Here is an 18,653-nt window from a genome sequence, read left to right as displayed (position 1 = left end):
ATACTCCTGAACTACCTTGCGCTTGAATGCCTCGTCGTACTTCGTCATGAAAAACACCCCAAAGATTGGATCAACGTCCAACTTTTGGGGTGCAGTTCAAACCCGGTGCCGTTTTTCTTTGGGCGATGCAGCGCGGCTATCGTGCCTGCCGCCGCGCGGCCATCGCCTTGTCGACCACCTCGGCCTGCAGCGCCTCGGCGGGATTGCCGAAGGCCTGGCTGCGCAGCACATCCAGCTGCTGCCGGCGGTCCTGCTCCGACAACCCCGGGAATGACTCGATCTGCGCGCGCCGCGCGGCGTAGTCGTCGTAGCGCTGCTGCCAGGCCTGCCCGGCTTGCGCCTGCTGCTGGTAGCGCTGCGCCACCTCGGCACCGTAGGCCTGCGCCAACGCCGCACCGATGTCCTGCGCACTGCGGCCGGCGGCCTGCATGCCGGCGATGGTGTCGCTGATCGCCTGCGGACGCGCGCTGGCCTCCCGTGCCGCACGCAGTGGCTCGGGCAGCGTGGCTTCGAGTTCGGCCAGCCGCTGCCGCCGCTGCGCGTCATCCAGGCCGGATTGCGCCGCGATGTCGAGCCGCGCCAGCATGGCATCGTCATACGCCTGCTCGTCGCCGAACCAGATTGCCGCCACCTCCGGCAGCAGGTGCTGCCGCGCGCCGTTGCGCCCGGCCTGCAGCGCGCGCAGCTGCTGCACTTGTGCCGCATCCAGCGTGCCGTTCGTATCCGCCTGCGGCTTGCGCGCCGCCAGCGCTTGAATCTCGGCAAGATAAGCCAGGTAGCGCTGCCACAGCTGCCACGCCTGCCCTGCCGCGGGCTGCGGCACGCGGCGGCGGATATCGTCGTACACCAGCCGGTCCAGCGCGTCGGCGCCGCCGGCGTCGTGGCGGGCGCTGAGGAAGTAGTCGAAGTAGGTGCGCAGCGCGCGCGTCAGGCGCAGGTTGCCTTGCGCGTCGAGTTCCGGGCCCGCTGGCACGTCGACGCCGGACAGCGATGGCAAGGCAGCCACGCCGGCGGGTCCGGCGTCTGCCGATGTCGCCGAAGGACTCGCAGCGGTGGTGATCGCTGCCGGGCGCTGCGGCACGGCAACCGGGCCAGACGGCATCGTCAGCCAGTACACCGCGGCCGCCGCCGCGCCGGCCGGCATCAAGGCCAGCCAGGGCCGCGGCGAGCGCTCAGAGCTGGTCATTGCGCAGCCGGTTGGCGTGGCTGAGGATGACCGTGCGCGGATCGACGTCCTGGTACAAGCCGGCCATCTGGTTCACCTCGTCGAGATGGTTCCAGTAGTAGCCCGTGGCCAGCACCCGGCCCCACTTGCTGCTGCAGACCGAGACCAGCCCGTCATTGGGGCCGGCGCCCTTCAGGTCCATCAGCCCGGCCGAGGCCGACATCATCACCGTGGTCGGGTCCAGCAGGTTGGAGCGCAGCAGGCTGAACGGCCCACCCTGCCCGGTCCAGGAATACGCGGCCTGGGTATGAGTGACGAGGTTGCCCGCGGCATCGCGCGCCTGCCGTTGCTCGGACACCGCGCCAGCAGTATTGCAATCCGGCCCCAGTGCCGATTTCGTGCCGGGCACCAGCGTGGCATTGAGGCGCGCATTCTGCTCGGCGGCGCCGCGCGTGGTCAGGATCCTGAGCGAGGCCAGCGCATCCTGGTCCAGCGCCTGCCCGTTGCCGATGCCATTGAACCAGCCCACCGTATCGAACACGCCCTGGATGATGCCGACGAGTACCGGCCCGGCGATCGGAATACTGTTGACGCCATTGATCAGGTCCAGCACGGTGTCGGCCACTTCGCTGCCGCGATGCGGGCTGCCGACGGTGGTGACCGAGGCCACGTCCTGCGGCGACATCGCCGCCAGCATGCGCGAGGTCGGCCCGCCCTGGCTGTGGCCGATCAGGTTGACCTTGTCTGCGCCGCTTTCCAGCTTGACCGCGCGCACATAGGCCTGCAGCGCCAGGGCGCGCTCTTCGTCGCTGTTGAACGACGGCACCGTGGCCACATAGACTTGCGCGCCGTTGGCCCGCAGCACTTCGGGGATGCCATACCAGTAGTCGAGCACACCACCCATCTTGGCCGCGCCGGTCAGTCCGTGGACCAGCACGATCGGGTAACGCGTCTTCGCGTAGTCGCCGCTCGCGGCCAGGGCTGATGCTGGCTGCGCCAGCATGGCCGCTGCGACCAGCGGGGCTGTGCCTGCGAGCCTGCGCAAGGCCTTGCCGGCCTTCTGCTCGCGTAGCGCGGGCGTGCGTCGTCCGCACGCGTGGTGTCCGCTGTGCTCCATCTTGTCTCCTCGGTGGTGGGACTTTTTATGTTGGAAGCAGTAAAGACTGGCCGCCCCGACGAGACAATCAAAACATTAGCGGATTCCCTCTAGACGGCCGCTACAGCCGCGGGCTGCAAGGGCATGCGGGTGCTGGAAAGCAGCTGTTCGTAGATGTAGCACTGCAGCAGCGTCAGCTCGCGCTCGGCCAGCACGTCGAAGGCCACGCCGAAGGCCGGGAAGTCGGCATCGTCGCTGGCCGCGCCGGGGGGTGCGAGGCGGATCCAGCCATCGATGGTGACCTCGCTGTCCAGTGACGCCGTGCGCATCTTGAAGCGCAGCCGCACGCGGCTGCCCGGCGCCGGCGCCGGCGCGGTGGTCTGCACCAGCGCGCCACCGGTGCTGAGGTCGGACAGCAGCGCCAGCCGCGCCGTGCCGGTGTCGATGCCGTCGTCATCGCCGGGCTCGGTCAGGTAGGCGGCCAGCCGGGTTGGCACGCGCGCAGCCTTGCGTACCGGCGTTGCGTGCTTCTGCACCGGCGCCGACAGCACCAGGTAGCGAAACGGGCTGCGGCACACGGCGGTGATGGTCGAGGTGAAGCTGTGGATGGCGTGTCCGGAGAAGCCGCGCAGCAGCACGGCATCGCCCGCCTGCAGCGGCAGGTCGCGCCCGCCGAGCTGCGGCCAGGTGACAAACAGGCCCTGCTCGATAAAACCGATCAGGCGGCTCGCGGCCGGGCGCGCGGCCTCGCCCTCATGCTTGACATGCAGCAGCGTGCCGACCTGCAGGCCAAGCGGCCCGGTGGTCGGACGCAGTTCGTCATCGGCATCGTCGTGGCTGTCTTCGCGGCAGACCACGCCATGGCGGAACACCAGCGCCAGGTCGCGTTCATCGGGAATGACACTGCCGCTGCCGAGCACCAGGTTGCCCTCGCCATCGAGCAATGACCAGGGCAGTGGGTATCCGACGGGAAGATCGTTAGGTGTGAGCTGGATCATGGCTGTTCGCAGTAGGCCCCCGCATTGGATGCCAACGGGGCATGGCAAGCCTTGGGCGGAGCCGACGCGCAGGATCCGCCACCTGTATCAGGCTTCTATCGGCGCCGGAGCGGCGAAATTAAGCCCTCGGCGATTGAGCAGAAACGCATGTGTAGCATTCGCTCCCTACGGAGACCTTGACGTCTCGCAAAGTTGAGCCGAAAATCTCCAAAAGCTGTCTGACAGCCCGACATATCAAAACCATGACCATCCTGCCCCGCCCGGCCTCGCTCGCCAGCCGCATCGCCCAGACCCTGCACGACGACATCCTCGCCGGCCGCTACGGCGCGGGCGCGCGCCTGCCAGCAGAGACGAGCCTGGCCGATAACTTCGGCGTGAGCCGGCCGATCGTGCGCGAGGCCATCGCCCAGCTGAAGGCCGATGGCGTGCTGGTGACGCGCAAGGGCTCGGGCGCTTATGTGTCGGAGACCCCGGGCGGCCAGGCATGGCGCGTGGCCAGCGCGCCCGACGGCGGCCCGACGCTGGCGCAGCTGTTCGAACTGCGCCGGGTAGTGGAAACCGCCTGCGCCGAAATGGCCGCGCAGCGGCACACGGATGCCGATATCGATGCCATCCGCGGCGCGCTGGCGGCGATGCAGGCACAGGCCGACGGCCAGGGCGACATGGCCAGCGCTGCGGCGGCCGACATGGCCTTCCACCATGCCATTGCGGAAGCCGCGCACAACCCTTGCTTTACCGGCCTGACCGATTTCGTCAGCCAGCAGATGCTGGCCGCGCGCCAGCGCGCCTGGGAGAACACCGCGCGGCTGCGTGTGACGACAGGCGAGCCGCGCGCCGCCGACCAGGAACACGCGGCGCTGGCCGAAGCGATTGCCGCCGGCGATGCCGCGGCCGCCCGCAGTGCCGCGCAACAGCACCTTGCGGCCGCCGCCGCCCGCCTTGGCCTGACCGCCTGAGCCCCCCCCAACACACAGACATTGGAGCAAGGAACAACCATGGAAACAGTGGATTGCGTCGTCATCGGCGCCGGCGTGGTGGGACTGGCGGTGGCGCGCGCACTCGCGCTGCAGGGCCGCGAAGTGATCATCCTGGAAACCGAGAACGCCTTCGGCACCATCACCAGCGCGCGCAACAGCGAGGTCGTCCACGCCGGCATCTACTATCCGGCCGGCTCGCTCAAGGCACAGCTGTGCGTGCGCGGCAAGGCCATGCTGTACGACTACTGCGCCAGCCACCACGTGGCGCACCAGCGCTGCGGCAAGCTGATCGTGGCCACCAGCGAGGCCCAGGTGGCAACGCTCGAAGGCATCCGCGCCAAGGCGGCGGCCAACGGCGTGGACGACCTGCGCCTTGTCAGCCGCGCCGAGGCGCAGGCGCTGGAGCCGCAACTGCAGTGCCATGCCGCGCTGCTGTCGCCGTCGACCGGCATTGTCGACAGCCATGGCCTGATGACCACGCTGCTGGGCGACGCGGAAAACGCCGGCGCGATGCTGGCGGTGCAGTCGCCGGTGCTGGGCGGCGCGGTGACGGCGGACGGCATCCGGCTGGAGATCGGCAGCGAGGATGGCAGCGCCACCACGCTGCTGGCGCGCACGGTGGTGAACTCGGCCGGGCTGACCGCGCCGGAACTGGCGCGCCGCATCGACGGCATGCCCGAGACCCATATCCCGCCGCAGTACTACGCCAAGGGCTGCTATTTCACGCTGGCCGGGCGCGCGCCGTTCTCACGGCTGATCTACCCGGTGCCCGAGGCGGCCGGGCTGGGCGTGCACCTGACCATCGACCTGGGCGGCCAGGCGCGCTTCGGCCCCAATGTGCGCTGGATCGACGACATCGAATACGGCGTGGATCCGGCCGACGCCGACGGCTTCTATGACGAAGTGCGCCGCTACTGGCCGGGGCTGGCCGACGGCGCGCTGCAACCCGGCTATGCCGGCATCCGCCCCAAGATCAGCGGCCCGCACGAGGTTGCCGCGGACTTCCGCATCGACGGCCCCGCCGTGCATGGCGTGCCGGGGCTGGTTCACCTGTTCGGCATCGAGTCGCCGGGGCTGACCTCGTCGCTGGCGATCGCCGAGCGGGTCTGCGCGGCGCTGGCCTGAACCGCGCCATCGCCTTTCGCGCGGAAGCTCATCACCGCACAGAACGCGCCGGCCGCCGCGGCGATAGCGGCCAGCCCGAAGGTATGCTCGGGCGCCAGCGCGTTCCAGGTCCAGCCCATCGCCAGCCCGCCCAGCGTGCCGCCGACGCCGTAGGAAATGCCCGTATACAGCGCCTGCCCGCGCCCCTGCAGCGGCCCGGCAAACCAGGCCTGCAACCGCTTCAGGCTGGCGCTGTGGTGCGCGGCAAAGGTGGCCGCGTGCAGCACCTGCACCAGCGCCATGAGCCAGGCAAACTGGGCAAGGTAGCCGGTCAGGCCGAAGCGCAGCGCCGCCAGCACGAAGGTGCCGGCCAGGATCGTGCGCAGCGCATAGCGCGCGAACAGCAGGCCCTGGTAGTAGAAGAAAACGATCTCGGCCACCACGCCGATGGTCCACATCACGCCAATGGCGAACTTGCTGTAGCCCAGCTGCGCCAGCCACAGCGAATAGAACACATAGAGCGCCGCGTGCGCGAACATCATCAGGAAGGCTGACGCCAGGAACCAGGCCACGTCCGGACGGCGCAGCAGCGGCAAGGCGCGCGGCGGCGCCGTGCGCGGGCCGTCGTCGGCGGCGTCATGCATGGTCAGCACCACGCCGGCCAGGATCGCCAGCAGCGCGCTGGCCACCCACGGGAAGGCGCGCATGCCGACTGCTTCGAACAACGCCCCGCCGGCCAGCACCGCGCCGATAAAGCCGACCGAGCCGAACATGCGGATGCGGCCGTAGCTATGGTCGAAGGCGCCGTAGCGGCGCAGCGTGGAGATGGTCAGGGCATCGCCCAGCGGCGACATCGCGCTGGTCAGCAGGCTCAGCGTCAGCATCATCGCCATCATGCCGCCGTAGCTGCCGACACCCGGCAGCATCAGGAAGGCCAGCAACGAGGTGAACGCGCTCACGCGCAGGATACGCACGCGCGTGTGCATCACGTCGGACAGCCAGCCCCACAGGTAGGGCCCGACGATGCGGCTGACCTGGAAGCTCGCCATCAGCACGCCGATCTGCACCGGGTTGAAGCCGCGGTCGGCGAAATACAGGCTGACGTACGGCGAGATCAGGCCGACGTAGCCGTAATAGCCAAGATAGAAGAGCCCGAAACGGGCGTAGTCGGGGCGGCCGGCGCCAGTGGCACCGCCGCCCGCGAAAGGCGTGGCCAACGCGAGGTCAGGTCAGGGGGTCTGGCCGGCCTGCGCGGGAATGCGCGGCGTATCGACCTTGACGTCGCCGCACTGGGCACGGTGGCGCAGGGCGTGGTCGATCAGCACCAGCGCCAGCATGGCCTCGGCGATCGGCGTGGCGCGGATGCCCACGCACGGGTCGTGGCGGCCGAAGGTCTCGACGGTGGCGGCATTGCCGGCCTTGTCGATCGATTCGCGCGGGGTGCGGATGGAAGACGTCGGCTTGATCGCCAGCGACACGGTGACGTCCTGGCCGGTGGAAATGCCGCCCAGCACGCCGCCGGAATTGTTGGTGCGGAAGCCCTCGGCGGTCAGCTCGTCGCCATGCACGCTGCCGCGCTGGGCCACGCTGTCGAAGCCGGCGCCAATCTCCACGCCCTTGACCGCGTTGATGCCCATCATGGCGTGGGCGATATCGGCGTCGAGCCTGTCGAACAGCGGCTCGCCCAGGCCCACCGGCACGTTGCTGGCCACCACCTCGATGCGCGCGCCGACGGAGTCGCCGTCGCGGCGCAGCGCGTCCATATAGGTTTCGAGCTCGGGGATGATGTCGGCGTTGGGCGCGAAGAACGGGTTCTCCGGCACGTGCGACCAGTCCGTGAACGGCACTGCGATCTCGCCCAGCTGCGACATATAGCCCCGGATCTCGGTGCCATACTTTTCGCGCAGCCACTTCTTGGCCACCGCCCCGGCCGCCACCACCGGCGCGGTCAGGCGCGCCGACGAGCGGCCGCCGCCGCGATGGTCGCGGATGCCGTACTTCTGCCAGTAGGTGTAGTCGGCATGGCCCGGGCGGAAGGTTTCGACGATATTGCCGTAGTCCTTGCTGCGCTGGTCGGTATTGCGGATCAGCAGGCAGATCGGGGTGCCGGTGGTCTTGCCCTCGAACACGCCGGACAGGATCTCGACCTGGTCGGGTTCCTGGCGCTGCGTGACGTGGCGCGAGGTGCCGGGCCGGCGGCGGTCCAGGTCGCCCTGGATGTCGGCCTCGGTCAGCGCCATGCCCGGCGGGCAGCCATCCACCACCGCGCCGATGGCGGGCCCGTGCGATTCGCCGAAGGTGGTAACAGTGAAAAGCAGGCCAAGGGTATTGCCGGACATGGTGGAAACCGCACAGGAATTGGGGAAGGCCTCCATTGTAAGGCCAATGGCGGGGCTCGGGCGGCCGCAGGGCGGCCCGGCAGGCTCAGGCGGCGGCGCTTGCCGGGGCCAGTTCGGGGTAGAACTCGGCGCGCATCCGCTCCATATAGGCCACCAGGTTGGCATGCCCCTCGGCCGCGGTGCGGATCGGAGTGTCGAATACGGGGCACAGCAGGCTGCCGGCAAAGGCAAACAGCGTGGCGTCGGCCCCGCATGGCGCGTTGCCCATCAGGTAGGGCTTGTTGCCCAGGATGTCGGCGATCGAGGTCACGCCCTTGCTGGCCAGCGCCACCAGGTCTTCTTCGCTATGCCGGCCCAGACCCTGCCCCCACAGCGTCTTGCGCACCTTGTAGCGCACCAGGCGCTCGGCCAGGCCGCGCACCGGCGCCGGCACGCCGCGGAAGAACAGGGCCGGCCCCTTGTCGAAGTTGGCCTGGTCCAGCCAGCGCACCCGCGCCACCGCCCAGTACAGGTGGTCTTCCATCAGCTTCTCGGCGGCCCAAGCGATGCCGCGCTCGGCCGCGCTCAGGCCGGCGTCGAAGTCGATGTGGTAGGTCTTCTCGATATGCCAGCGGATCAGGGTGGAATCCGCCACGATCCGGCCCATGTCGTCCAGGTAGGGCAGCTTGCCCCTGGGCGCGCGCCGCAGGCTGCCGCGGCGCGCCTGGTAAGGCAGTCCGGCCAGCTTGAGCAGCATCTCGGCCTTGGTGACGAAGGGGCTGGCGTCGGGCAGCCCGAAGGCGGGGCCAAAGGTGTAGAGCGTGATCATCGTGGACTCGGGTTCCGCACAACGGAGTTAGCGCCAGTCGCCGCGCAGGGCCTGCACCATCTGCTGCAGCCCTTCCGGGGTGGCGGCCTCGGGCGGCACGGGCTCGCCCACCACCAGTTCCAGCCGGTTCAGGATGCCGCGCCGGAACGGCCGCGACATCGCCGGTGCCCCCTTGCGCGAGAAGAAGCTGCCCCACAGCCCGCGCAGCGCCATCGGCACCACCGGCACCGGCGTGCGCCGGATGATCTGCTGCACGCCCTGCTTGAACGGGTTGATCTCGCCGGTGGCGGTGATCTTGCCTTCGGGGAAGATGCAGACCAGATCCCCCTCGCCCAGCGCCTGCGCCACGCTGTCATAGGCACGCCTGAGCATGTCCGGATTCTCGTGCGCCGGCGCGATCGGGATCGCGCGGGCCTGGCGGAAGAACCACGACAGCAGCGGCACCCTGAAGATGTTGTGGTCCATCAGGAAGCGCACCGGACGTGGGCTGCAGGCCATCAGCACCACCGCGTCGGCAAAGCTGACGTGGTTGCAGACCAGCACGGCCGGGCCGTCGGCGGGAATGCGCTCAGCATTGACGCGGCGCAGCCGGTAGAGGGTATGGACCAGGATCCACGCGATAAAGCGCAGCAGGAATTCCGGCACCAGCGAGTAGATGTAGACCGCCACCACCGCATTGAGCAGCCCCACCACCAGGAACAGCTGCGGGATGCTGTAGCCCGCCTGCGTCATCGCCACGCCCAGCAGCGAAGCGGCAATCATGAAGAAGCTGTTCAGGATGTTGTTGGCGGCGATGATGCGGGCGCGGTGCGTGGGCGCGCTGCGGCTCTGGATCAGCGCGTACAGCGGCACGCTGTAGAAGCCGCCGAACATGGCCAGCAGGAACAGGTCCGCCAGCACGCGCCAGTGGCGCGGCTCGGCCAGGAAGCCGCCGATGCCGCTCAGCGCCACGGGTGCCTGCCCCTGGCTGGCAAAGTACAGGTCGACCGCGAACACCGTCATGCCGATCGAGCCAAACGGCACCAGCCCGATCTCGACATGGCGACCGGACAGGCGCTCGCACAGCAGTGAACCGGTGCCGATGCCCAGCGAGAACACCGCCAGCAGCAGCGTCACCACGTTCTGGTCGCCGCCCAGCACATCCTTGGCATAGCTGAAGAACGAGGTCAGGAAGGTGGCGCCCAGGAACCACAGCCACGAAATGCCGAGCAGGCTCAGGAATACCGTGCGGTTGCCGCGCGCCAGCACCAGGTTGCGCCAGGTCTCGGAGAACGGGTTCCAGTTGATGCGCAGGTCCGGCTGCGGCGCCGGCGAAACCGGGATGCGGCCCGACACCAGCCGCCCCGCCACGGCGATCACCACGCATACCGCGCCCACGTACATCGGCCCCACGATGGTTCCGCCCTGCTGCAGCCCGGCCAGTTCGCCGCCGATCAGCGTCCCGATCAGGATCGCGACAAAGGTGCCCATCTCCACCATGCCGTTGCCGCCGACCAGTTCGCTTTCATCCAGGTGCTGCGGCAGGTAGGCAAACTTGACCGGCCCGAACAGCGTGGAATGCAGCCCCATCAGGAAAGTGCCGGCGTACAGCAGCGGCGCGCTGTGCCAGGCAAAGCCGGCCAGGCCCAGCACCATGATGGCGATCTCCAGCGACTTGACCAGCCGGATCAGGCGCGACTTCTCCAGCTTGTCGGCAATCTGCCCGCTGGTGGCCGAGAACAGCACGAACGGCGCGATAAAGATGGCCGAGATCAGGAAGGCCGCGCTGCGCGCCTCAACGCCCTCGAACAGCGCCGTGTGGTAGGTCACCAGCGAGGTGAAGGCGACCTTGAAGACGTTGTCGTTCATCGCCCCGAGGAACTGGGTCCAGAAGAACGGGGCGAAGCGGCGCAGGCCGAGCAGTCGGAACTGGCTGGGTTGGCTCATGGATGGGCCGGTCGGTCAGCGGACCGCCGCGGAAGTGGGAACGCCGGCAAGTTTGCCGGAGCCGGCGCCCGGCCGCCACCCTGCCACGGCCGCGTGGCGCCAATCGAGGGTATTTCCGAAGGAAGCTTCAGGCCGGGCGGCCCGGCGCCATCACTCGGCGCGCTCTTCCGGCCAGTCGCGGATATAGGCCTTGAGCATCTTGTTCTCGAAGCTCTGGTCCTCGACCACGGCCTTGGCGACGTCGTAGAAGGAGATCACGCCCATCAGCGTGCGGTTGTCGAGCACCGGCAGGTAGCGGGTGTGACGCTCCAGCATCATGCGGCGGACCTCGTTGACGTCGGTCTCCATGGTGCAGGTCAGCGGCGCATCGTCCATCACCTTGCGGATGCTGGTGCTGCCGACGTTGCCATTGTTGCGGGCCAGCGTCTCGATGATCTCGCGGAAGGTCAGCATGCCGACCAGGTCGCCGTATTCCATCACCACCAGCGAGCCGATATCGTGCTCGGCCATGGTGTGGACGGCTACCAGCAAGGAGGTGTCAGGCGTCACGGTATAGAGCGTATTGCCCTTGATCTGGAGGATGTCGCTGACTTTCATGTTGGTCTCCGCTGCCTGCGCTCAAACTGAGGGCATCGCTCCGGCCGGGGGCACAGGGGGCGATACCGGTCACATTGTTATCTGTCTATGGGTGTGCGGGCGCGCGCTGCATCACGGCGCCCCGTTGGCCGATCCTAGCCCAAACCCGCCGTCAAAGTAAAGCGGGAGGCCGGTTTGCGGGCGTCGGCGCGCGCACGGTGCTACGATGCTGGCCGGAGACAACTCAAGGCCGACCGATCATGTCCGGAACCCGATTCGACACGCTGGCACTGCACGCCGGCGCCGCGCCAGACCCCGCAACCGGGGCCCGCGCCACCCCCATCCACCTGACCACGTCCTTCGTGTTCCGCGACAGCGAGCACGCCGCGTCGCTCTTCAATATGGAGCGCGCGGGGCACGTCTACTCCCGTATTTCCAACCCCACCGTGGCCGTGCTGGAAGAGCGCATCGCCGCGCTGGAGAACGGCGCCGGCGCCATCGCCACGGCCTCGGGCCAGGCCGCGCTGCACCTGGCGGTGGCCACGCTGATGGGCGCGGGCTCGCACGTGGTGGCCTCGTCGGCGCTGTACGGCGGCTCGCACAACCTGCTGCACTACACGCTGCGCCGCTTCGGCATCGAGACCACCTTCGTCAAGGCGCGCGACATCGACGCCTGGCGCGCCGCGATCCGGCCCAATACCCGGCTGCTGTTCGGCGAGACCCTGGGCAACCCGGGGCTGGACGTGCTGGACATCCCGACGCTGGCGCAACTGGGCCAGGACAACGGCATCCCGCTGCTGGTGGATTCCACCTTCACCACGCCCTACCTGCTGCGCCCGTTCGACCACGGCGCCGGCCTGCTCTACCACTCGGCCACCAAGTTCCTGGGCGGCCATGGCACCACCATCGGCGGCGTGCTGGTGGAAGGCGGCACCTTCGACTTCGAGGCCTCGGGCCGCTTCCCGGAACTGTCCGAGCCGTACGAGGGCTTCCACAACATGGTGTTCACCGAGGAAAGCACGGTGGCGCCCTTCCTGCTGCGCGCGCGCCGCGAGGGCCTGCGCGACTTCGGCGCCTGCATGAACCCGATGGCCGCCTGGCAGCTGCTGCAGGGCGTTGAGACGCTGCCGCTGCGCATGAGCCGCCATGTCGACAACACCCGCAAGGTGGTGCAGTTCCTGGTCTCGCACCCGATGGTGGAGTCGGTGTCCTACCCGGAACTGGAATCGCACCCCGACTACGAACTGGCCAAGCGCCTGCTGCCGCGCGGCTGCGGCGCGGTGTTCAGCTTCAACCTGAAGGGCAACCGCGTGGCCGGCCAGCGCTTCATCGAGAGCATGTCGCTGTTCTCGCACCTGGCCAATGTGGGCGACGCGCGCTCCCTGGTGATCCACCCGGCCTCGACCACGCACTTCCGCATGGACGCGGCGGCGCTGCAGTCGGCCGGCATCACCGAGGGCACGATCCGGCTCTCGATCGGGCTGGAAGACCCGGATGACCTGATCGACGATCTCAAGCGCGGCCTGAAGGCGGCCGAGAAAGCGATGAGCGGCAAGGGAGGGCAAGCCTGATGGAACTGACCATTGCCGGCCAGCCGGCCTACGCCTATACCGGCGGCAAACCCTTCGATCCCGCCCTGCCCTGTGCCGTGTTCGTCCACGGCGCGCAGAACGACCACAGCGTGTGGGCCCTGCAGACGCGCTGGTTTGCCAACCACGGCTTCTCGGTGCTGGCGGTGGACCTGCCGGGCCACAACCGCAGCAAGGGCGCGCCGCTGGCCACCGTCGAGGCCATGGCCGACTGGGTCATGGCGCTGGTGGCGGCCGCCGGCGTGAAGGCGCCGGCCTTCGTGTTCGGCCACAGCATGGGTTCGCTGATCGCACTCGAATGTGCGGCGCGGCATGCGCAGGCGGTGCGCGGCATCGGCCTGCTGGCGACGGCCTACCCGATGAAGGTCTCGGACGCGCTGCTGGACGCCTCGCTCAACCGCGAAGGCGACGCCATCGCCATGGTCAACACCTGGTCGCATTCGAGCCTGGCCAACAAGCCGTCTTCGCCGGGGCCGGGCGCGTGGATGCACGGCGGCAGCCAGCGGCTGATGGAACGCGTGTCGCGCAACAACCCGCAGGCCCATGTGTTCCACAATGACTTCTCGGCCTGCAATGCCTACGCCCATGGCGAAGAGGCCGCCGCCGCAGTGGCCTGCCCGGCGCTCTTCATCACCGGCACCAAGGACATGATGACGTCGCCCAAGGCAGCCCAGGCGCTGGCCGGCAAGATGGCCAAGGCAAGCCTGGTCACGGTGCCGTGCGGCCACGCGCTGATGGGCGAACGCCCGGATGAAGTGCTGGACGCGCTCGCGGCCTTTGCGCGCAAGGTGGTCGCGGCCGGCTGAGCCTGGCCCCGGATGGCTGGCCGGCCACGCCGGCGGCCAGCGTCCCGACACCCCGGTGCAGAAGGTCTACACTGCACAAAACAAGACCTGCCGGAGACAGCCATGGCCCACGCCCGCGCGCGCGAGTTCGAGAACTTCGCGGCCTTTTATCCCTACTACCTGAGCGAACACCAGAACCGTACCTGCCGGCGCCTGCATTTTGCCGGGTCGACGGTAGCGCTGCTGTGCCTGGTGGCGCTGGTGGTCACCGGCAATGCATGGTGGCTGCTGGCCGCTGTGCTGGCAGGTTATGCCTTTGCCTGGGTCGGGCACTTTGGTTTCGAGAAGAACCGGCCCGCTACGTTCCGGCATCCGCTCTACAGCCTGATGGGAGACTGGGTGATGTATGCCGATATCTGGCGCGGCAAGATTCCGTTCTAAGCAACCTCACTGCCGCAGGGGGGCGGGCCTTACACCTGCCCATGCCAGCCCGGCGGCACCACTTCCAGCGTGCGCCGCTGAGGGTGGCTCCCCCCATCCCCTTCAGTCGGCGGCAGATTGGCCGGCTGCTGCCGGAACACCGCCTCAAGCGTCTGATCCAGCTGCGGATTGTCCAGGACCGACTTGAGCGCATCCGCCCCTTGCAGCTGCTGCGCCAGCGCGGTGCGCGGCAGCCGCGGCAGGTTCAGCACCAGCCGGTCATGCAGCGTGCGCAACGTCACCTGTGACGGATTGCACAGCAGTGCCCAATGGGCCTGACCACGCTCCTGCTGCAAGCGCCCGACCAGATGCATGGCCTTGAGCTTGCCCAGCAGGTCCGACAGGTAATCGGCCTCGACCCGCAGCTTGCGGCCCAAGTCCAGTTCGCCAACGCTGCGCGGCACCTCGTCGCGCGCGCGGTAGAGCAGCAGCAGCACGCCCAGCGCATCGAAGAACTCGCTGCCGGCAAAGGTGCGGCGGCGCCAGTAGCCCTGCCGGATCACCGGCAGGTTGGCGGCAATGGTCGCACCCAGCAGCGTCACCAGCCAGCTCAGGTAGATCCACAGCAGGAACAGCGGCAACGCGGCGAAGGTGCCGTAGACCGCGGTGTAGGCCGGGATCTCGGTGATGAAATAGCCGAAGCCGCGCTTGGCGAACTCGAACGCGACCGCCGCCACCAGGCCAGCCACGATGGCATCGCGCCATTCGACATAGGCATTGGGCACCGCCGTGTACAGGAAGGCGAAGGCCAGCGCCGACAGCAGCACCGGCGTCGCGCCCACCAGCAGCCCCAGCCCCACCGGCATGGTGCCGACATAGCCCGCCGAGACCGAGATCAGGTAGGAGCTGATCGACAGGCTCGCGCCGATCAGCACCGGCCCGAAGGTCAGCACCGCCCAGAACACCAGCACCCGCTGCGCCAGCGGGCGGCGCTGCTTGACGCGCCAGATCGCGTTGAGCGCGTCTTCCACGGTCAGCATGGTCAGCACCGAGGTGACCATCAGCCCGCCCAGGCCCATTGCGGTCAGCCCGCGCGCGCTCTTGGCGAACATGCCGAGGTAGCGCTGGATCGATTCACTGACGTTGCCGGGGATCAGGTTCTGGAACAGGAACGCCTCGATGGCGTTGCGGAAGTCGCGGAACACCGGGAACGCGGCCAGCAGCGCGAACGCCACCGTCAGCACCGGCACCACCGCCAGCACGGTGGTGAAGGTCAGGCTGGCCGAGACCTGCGGCAGCCGGTCTTCGCCGGCGCGGCGCAGCGCATAGCGCGCCAGGGCGCGTACCTTCTGCAGGTTCCATTCCCGGCGCAGGCGGGCAACGCGAGGTCCAATCATGCGCAAACAACCTCCTGGATCTGGTTCTGACGGATAAACAGGCGGCCCGCGGCACCGGGGGCGCGAAGCCGATGGGAGATGGCGCGGGGGGCGCATCTATAATACGCGCATTGCTTCCGGCACCTTTCGCGCAACACCACCCCGCCACCGCCGGCCATCCCGCTCCATGACCGACATCCTCGTCCTGTATTACAGCCGCCACGGCAGCACCCGCAAACTAGCCGAACTGATTGCCAACGGTATCGACAGCGTCCCCGGCGCCCAGGCCCGGCTGCGCACGGTGCCGCCGGTTTCCACCGTGTGCGAGGCCACCGCGTCCGATATCCCGGCCGACGGCCCGCCCTATGCCGAGCTGCGCGACCTGGAGGAATGCGCCGGCCTGGCCCTGGGCAGCCCCACCCGCTTCGGCAACATGGCCGCGCCAATGAAGTACTTCCTGGACGGCACCGTGGCGCAGTGGCTGTCGGGTGCGCTGACCGGCAAGCCGGCCTGCGTCTTCACCGCCACCGGCAGCCTGCACGGCGGGCAGGAAACCACGCTGCTGTCGATGATGCTGCCGCTGCTGCACCACGGCATGCTGATCCTGGGCCTGCCGTATTCGGAGAAGGGCCTGATGACCACGGCCTCGGGCGGCACACCCTACGGCCCCAGCCACCATGCCCACGGCGACAACCGCGGCCCGGTCACGGAAGACGAATCGGGACTGGCCATCGCCATGGGCCGGCGGCTGGCGCAGACCGCGCTGCGCCTGGCGGGAGGCGCGGCATGAGCCCCATCCCCGAGAGCGACCAGGCGCTGCACAGTCCCTGGCTGTACCGGTTCAGCGTGGGCAGCCTGCTGGCGCTGATGGTGCTGTGCATTGCCTGGGAATGGTTCCTGGCGCCGCTGCGCCCTGGCGGGTCGTGGCTGATCATCAAGTTCCTGCCGCTGCTGCTGCCGCTGCGCGGCGTGCTCACGCGCAACCGCTACACCATGCAGTGGTCGTCGATGCTGATCCTGCTGTTCTTCACCGAGGGCATCGTGCGCGCCACCAGCGACCGCGCGCCCTCGTCCACGCTGGCGTGGGTGGAGGTGGCGCTGACGCTGGTGTTCTTCACCAGCACCATCCTGTACCTGCGCCCCTACAAGCGCCGCGCCCGGGCGGCGGGCAAGCCAGCCGCGCCCAAGTCCTGACCCTCACTCCGCCATCGCCATGACCTCGCCTCAAGACTCCTTCCTCGCACTGTGCCGCGCCGCGCTGGGTGCGCAGCACGTGCTGACCGATGCAGCCGACAAGGCACCCCACCTGACCGACTGGCGCAAGCGCTATCGCGGCGAGGCGCTGGCGGTGCTGCGCCCCGGCACCACCGAGGAGGTCGCGGAGGTGGTCCATGCCTGCCATGCGCACAAGATCGCCGTGGTGCCGCAAGGCGGCAACACGGGCCTGTGCGGCGGCGCCACGCCGGTGGCCGGGCAGGAGCAGGTGGTGGTCTCGCTGCAGCGGCTGCACCGCATCCGCCAGGTCGATCCGCTCAACAACACCATCACGGTCGAGGCCGGCGTGGTGCTGCAGCACCTGCAGGAGGTGGCGCGCGAGCACGGCCGGCTGTTTCCGCTGAGCCTGGCGGCCGAAGGCAGCTGCACCATCGGCGGCAACCTGTCGACCAATGCCGGCGGCACCGCGGTGCTGCGCTACGGCAATACGCGTGAGCTGTGCCTGGGCCTGGAAGTGGTGACGCCGTCGGGCGAGATCTGGCACGGCCTGCGCGGGCTGCGCAAGGACAACACCGGCTACGACCTGCGCGACCTCTTTATCGGCGCCGAAGGCACGCTCGGCATCATCACCGCGGCGGTGATGAAGCTGTTCCCGCTGCCGCGCGCCTCGGTCACCGCGCTGGCCGCGGTGCAGAGCCCGCGTGCCGCGCTGGCGCTGCTGGCCATCGCACAGTCGCATGCGGGCGCCATGCTGACCGGGTTCGAGCTGATGTCCGCGCTCAGCATGACGCTGGTGACGCGGCACTTCCCGCAGCTGCGCTATCCGTTCGCAGACATCCACCCGCAGCTGGTGCTGCTGGAACTGTCCGACAGCGAAAGCGAAGCCCATGCGCGCGGCATCTTCGAAACCATGATGTCGGCCGCCTTCGATGCCGGCGTGGTCGCCGACGCGGTGGTGGCGGAATCGGTGCAGCAGTCGCGCGATTTCTGGAACCTGCGCGAGCATATCCCGCTGGCGCAGGTGGAAGACGGCAAGAACATCAAGCACGATATCGCCGTGCCGGTGTCGCGCGTGGCGGACTTTATCGAGACCACCGACGCGCTGCTGCAGAACGCCTTCCCCGGTGCGCGCATGGTGACCTTCGGCCACCTCGGCGACGGCAACCTGCACTACAACGTGTCGCCGCCGGAAGGCGTCGACCACGAAGAATTCCTGGCGCACCAGGACCAGGTCAACCGCATCGTGCACGACAGCGTGCGCTCGCATAACGGATCGATTTCCGCCGAGCACGGGCTGGGCCAGCTCAAGCGCGAGGAAAACCGGCTTTACAAGAGCGAGGTCGAGCTGGCGATGATGCGCGCGATCAAGGGCGCACTCGATCCGCAGGGGCTGATGAATCCGGGCAAGGTGATCTGAGCGCGCCGCGCCATCATCGCACCAGTGCCTCGCGGATATATGCCGCCACCGCCTCCAGCAACTGGTCGAGATGGCCGCGCAGCACGGCGAAGCCGCCGTGCTGCGCGAACCTTGCCTCGTCCATATAGAGCGCGCGGTTGATTTCGATCTGCAGGCTGTGGCAGCCGCGCGCCGGGTCGGCATAGGCGCGGATCAGCTCCGCGCCCTTGTATGGCCAGTTGATGCCCACCCGGTAGCCGTAGCCGCGCAGGCACTGCGCCACCAGCTCTATAAACACCGGCGAGCAGGTGGCGCCGTCGCCGTTGCTGATCACAAAGTCAGGCCGCTCCGCGCCATTGTCCACGTTCATCGCATTGCCGCGCGATTTCATCGAATGGCAGTCGATATGCCACACCGCGCCCGAGCGCGCATGATGCTGCGCCAGCAGGCCGGACAGTGCTGCGTGGTAGGGATCGTAGTAGGTCTTCAGCAGGTATTCCGCCATGTCCGGCGACAGCCGCGCGGCGTACACCGGCACGCCCGGCAGCGCCAGCCGGCGCAGCACGCCCATGCCGCGCCCGGACTTGTCGCTGGGCTGCACCGCATAGGGCATGGCGCCGTCGATCAGCGCCGGATCGATGTCGTCGCGGGCGCGGTTGACATCCACCATCCAGCGCGGAAAGCCCGCGCACAGCAGCGTGCCGCCCACCATCGGCGCATGCGCGAACAACTGGTCGACATAGGCGTCCCAGCCCGTCAGCAGGGCTTCGGCGGGCGCCGCCAGCGGCAGGGTCTCGGCATGCACCAGCCCGCTGTGCGGGGAGTCCACCACCAGCGGCAGCGCCGCGCCGGCCGGTTCAGTCAGCGAATAAGGAAGGGCCAT

18 protein-coding genes are annotated in these 18,653 nt (G+C 68.6%); 8 read left to right on the top strand and 10 right to left on the bottom strand.

Annotation, left to right across the window (positions count from 1 at the left end):
* Positions 1–136 precede the first annotated feature (136 nt).
* The 3 genes from AC3WLE_RS18720 to AC3WLE_RS18710 form a co-directional block, all read right to left on the bottom strand.
* Positions 137–1,186: a lipase secretion chaperone gene (locus AC3WLE_RS18720; protein ID WP_492357311.1), complete on the bottom strand. Its 1,050-nt coding sequence runs from the start codon at positions 1,184–1,186 to the stop codon at positions 137–139.
* Complete coding sequence (locus AC3WLE_RS18715) at positions 1,173–2,282, bottom strand: esterase/lipase family protein (RefSeq protein WP_492320476.1); 1,110 nt, start codon at positions 2,280–2,282, stop codon at positions 1,173–1,175. The genes AC3WLE_RS18720 and AC3WLE_RS18715 overlap by 14 nt, the downstream gene beginning before the upstream one ends.
* An 89-nt stretch (positions 2,283–2,371) precedes the next feature.
* Positions 2,372–3,259, bottom strand: a complete 888-nt coding sequence (locus AC3WLE_RS18710) for a flagellar brake protein (RefSeq protein ID WP_492320475.1) — start codon at positions 3,257–3,259, stop codon at positions 2,372–2,374.
* 242 nt (positions 3,260–3,501) lie between these two features.
* Here AC3WLE_RS18710 and AC3WLE_RS18705 point away from each other — a divergent pair, with 242 nt between their 5' ends.
* Both AC3WLE_RS18705 and AC3WLE_RS18700 read left to right on the top strand, forming a co-directional pair.
* On the top strand, positions 3,502–4,215 hold the full coding sequence (locus tag AC3WLE_RS18705) for a FadR/GntR family transcriptional regulator (protein WP_492357310.1): 714 nt from the start codon (positions 3,502–3,504) through the stop codon (positions 4,213–4,215).
* A 39-nt stretch (positions 4,216–4,254) separates the two neighbouring features.
* A complete protein-coding gene (locus AC3WLE_RS18700; RefSeq protein ID WP_492357309.1) occupies positions 4,255–5,361 on the top strand; it encodes an NAD(P)/FAD-dependent oxidoreductase in 1,107 nt (368 codons plus the stop codon).
* Here the strand turns inward: AC3WLE_RS18700 and AC3WLE_RS18695 are convergent.
* From AC3WLE_RS18695 to AC3WLE_RS18675, 5 genes are all read right to left on the bottom strand, one after another.
* On the bottom strand, positions 5,283–6,557 hold the full coding sequence (locus AC3WLE_RS18695; RefSeq protein ID WP_492320472.1) for an MFS transporter: 1,275 nt from the start codon (positions 6,555–6,557) through the stop codon (positions 5,283–5,285). The genes AC3WLE_RS18700 and AC3WLE_RS18695 overlap by 79 nt on opposite strands.
* Positions 6,558–6,569: 12 nt before the next feature.
* Positions 6,570–7,679: a chorismate synthase gene (gene aroC / locus AC3WLE_RS18690; RefSeq protein WP_010813124.1), complete on the bottom strand. Its 1,110-nt coding sequence runs from the start codon at positions 7,677–7,679 to the stop codon at positions 6,570–6,572.
* 85 nt (positions 7,680–7,764) lie between these two features.
* Complete coding sequence (locus tag AC3WLE_RS18685) at positions 7,765–8,487, bottom strand: glutathione S-transferase C-terminal domain-containing protein (protein ID WP_492351681.1); 723 nt, start codon at positions 8,485–8,487, stop codon at positions 7,765–7,767.
* A 27-nt stretch (positions 8,488–8,514) separates the two neighbouring features.
* Complete coding sequence (locus tag AC3WLE_RS18680) at positions 8,515–10,413, bottom strand: MFS transporter (RefSeq protein WP_492320470.1); 1,899 nt, start codon at positions 10,411–10,413, stop codon at positions 8,515–8,517.
* Between the two features lie 150 nt (positions 10,414–10,563).
* Positions 10,564–11,010: a CBS domain-containing protein gene (locus AC3WLE_RS18675; RefSeq protein WP_013956299.1), complete on the bottom strand. Its 447-nt coding sequence runs from the start codon at positions 11,008–11,010 to the stop codon at positions 10,564–10,566.
* 239 nt (positions 11,011–11,249) lie between these two features.
* Between AC3WLE_RS18675 and AC3WLE_RS18670 the strand changes: the two genes are divergently transcribed.
* From AC3WLE_RS18670 to AC3WLE_RS18660, 3 genes are all read left to right on the top strand, one after another.
* A complete protein-coding gene (locus AC3WLE_RS18670; protein WP_013956298.1) occupies positions 11,250–12,560 on the top strand; it encodes an O-acetylhomoserine aminocarboxypropyltransferase in 1,311 nt (436 codons plus the stop codon).
* A complete protein-coding gene (locus AC3WLE_RS18665; protein ID WP_492320469.1) occupies positions 12,560–13,384 on the top strand; it encodes an alpha/beta fold hydrolase in 825 nt (274 codons plus the stop codon). Before AC3WLE_RS18670 ends, AC3WLE_RS18665 begins: the two co-directional genes overlap by 1 nt.
* A gap of 102 nt (positions 13,385–13,486) precedes the next feature.
* Positions 13,487–13,804 (top strand): Mpo1-like protein, encoded by a 318-nt coding sequence (locus AC3WLE_RS18660; protein ID WP_492320468.1) that lies wholly within the window; start codon positions 13,487–13,489, stop codon positions 13,802–13,804.
* 29 nt (positions 13,805–13,833) lie between these two features.
* Here the strand turns inward: AC3WLE_RS18660 and AC3WLE_RS18655 are convergent, their stop codons facing one another.
* Positions 13,834–15,180 carry a YihY family inner membrane protein gene (locus tag AC3WLE_RS18655; RefSeq protein WP_492320467.1) on the bottom strand — a complete coding sequence of 449 codons (1,347 nt, stop codon included), beginning with the start codon at positions 15,178–15,180 and terminating at the stop codon, positions 13,834–13,836.
* Positions 15,181–15,346: 166 nt separating this feature from the next.
* Between AC3WLE_RS18655 and wrbA the strand changes: the two genes are divergently transcribed.
* The 3 genes from wrbA to AC3WLE_RS18640 are packed head-to-tail and all read left to right on the top strand — an operon-like array spanning position 15,347 to position 17,791.
* Positions 15,347–15,949 carry an NAD(P)H:quinone oxidoreductase gene (gene wrbA / locus AC3WLE_RS18650; RefSeq protein ID WP_340529997.1) on the top strand — a complete coding sequence of 201 codons (603 nt, stop codon included), beginning with the start codon at positions 15,347–15,349 and terminating at the stop codon, positions 15,947–15,949.
* On the top strand, positions 15,946–16,353 hold the full coding sequence (locus AC3WLE_RS18645; RefSeq protein WP_035817523.1) for a DUF2069 domain-containing protein: 408 nt from the start codon (positions 15,946–15,948) through the stop codon (positions 16,351–16,353). The genes wrbA and AC3WLE_RS18645 overlap by 4 nt, the downstream gene beginning before the upstream one ends.
* 19 nt (positions 16,354–16,372) lie before the next feature.
* Complete coding sequence (locus tag AC3WLE_RS18640; RefSeq protein WP_492320466.1) at positions 16,373–17,791, top strand: FAD-binding oxidoreductase; 1,419 nt, start codon at positions 16,373–16,375, stop codon at positions 17,789–17,791.
* A gap of 13 nt (positions 17,792–17,804) precedes the next feature.
* Here AC3WLE_RS18640 and AC3WLE_RS18635 read toward each other — a convergent pair whose 3' ends face one another.
* The gene (locus AC3WLE_RS18635; protein ID WP_492320465.1) at positions 17,805–18,653 is read right to left on the bottom strand and encodes an N-formylglutamate amidohydrolase; all 849 of its coding nucleotides are present in this window, start codon (positions 18,651–18,653) and stop codon (positions 17,805–17,807) included.

It is taken from the genome of Cupriavidus sp. FW306-1B-F12B (assembly GCF_058781795.1).
This window is presented reverse-complemented; position numbering and strand designations above follow the sequence as displayed.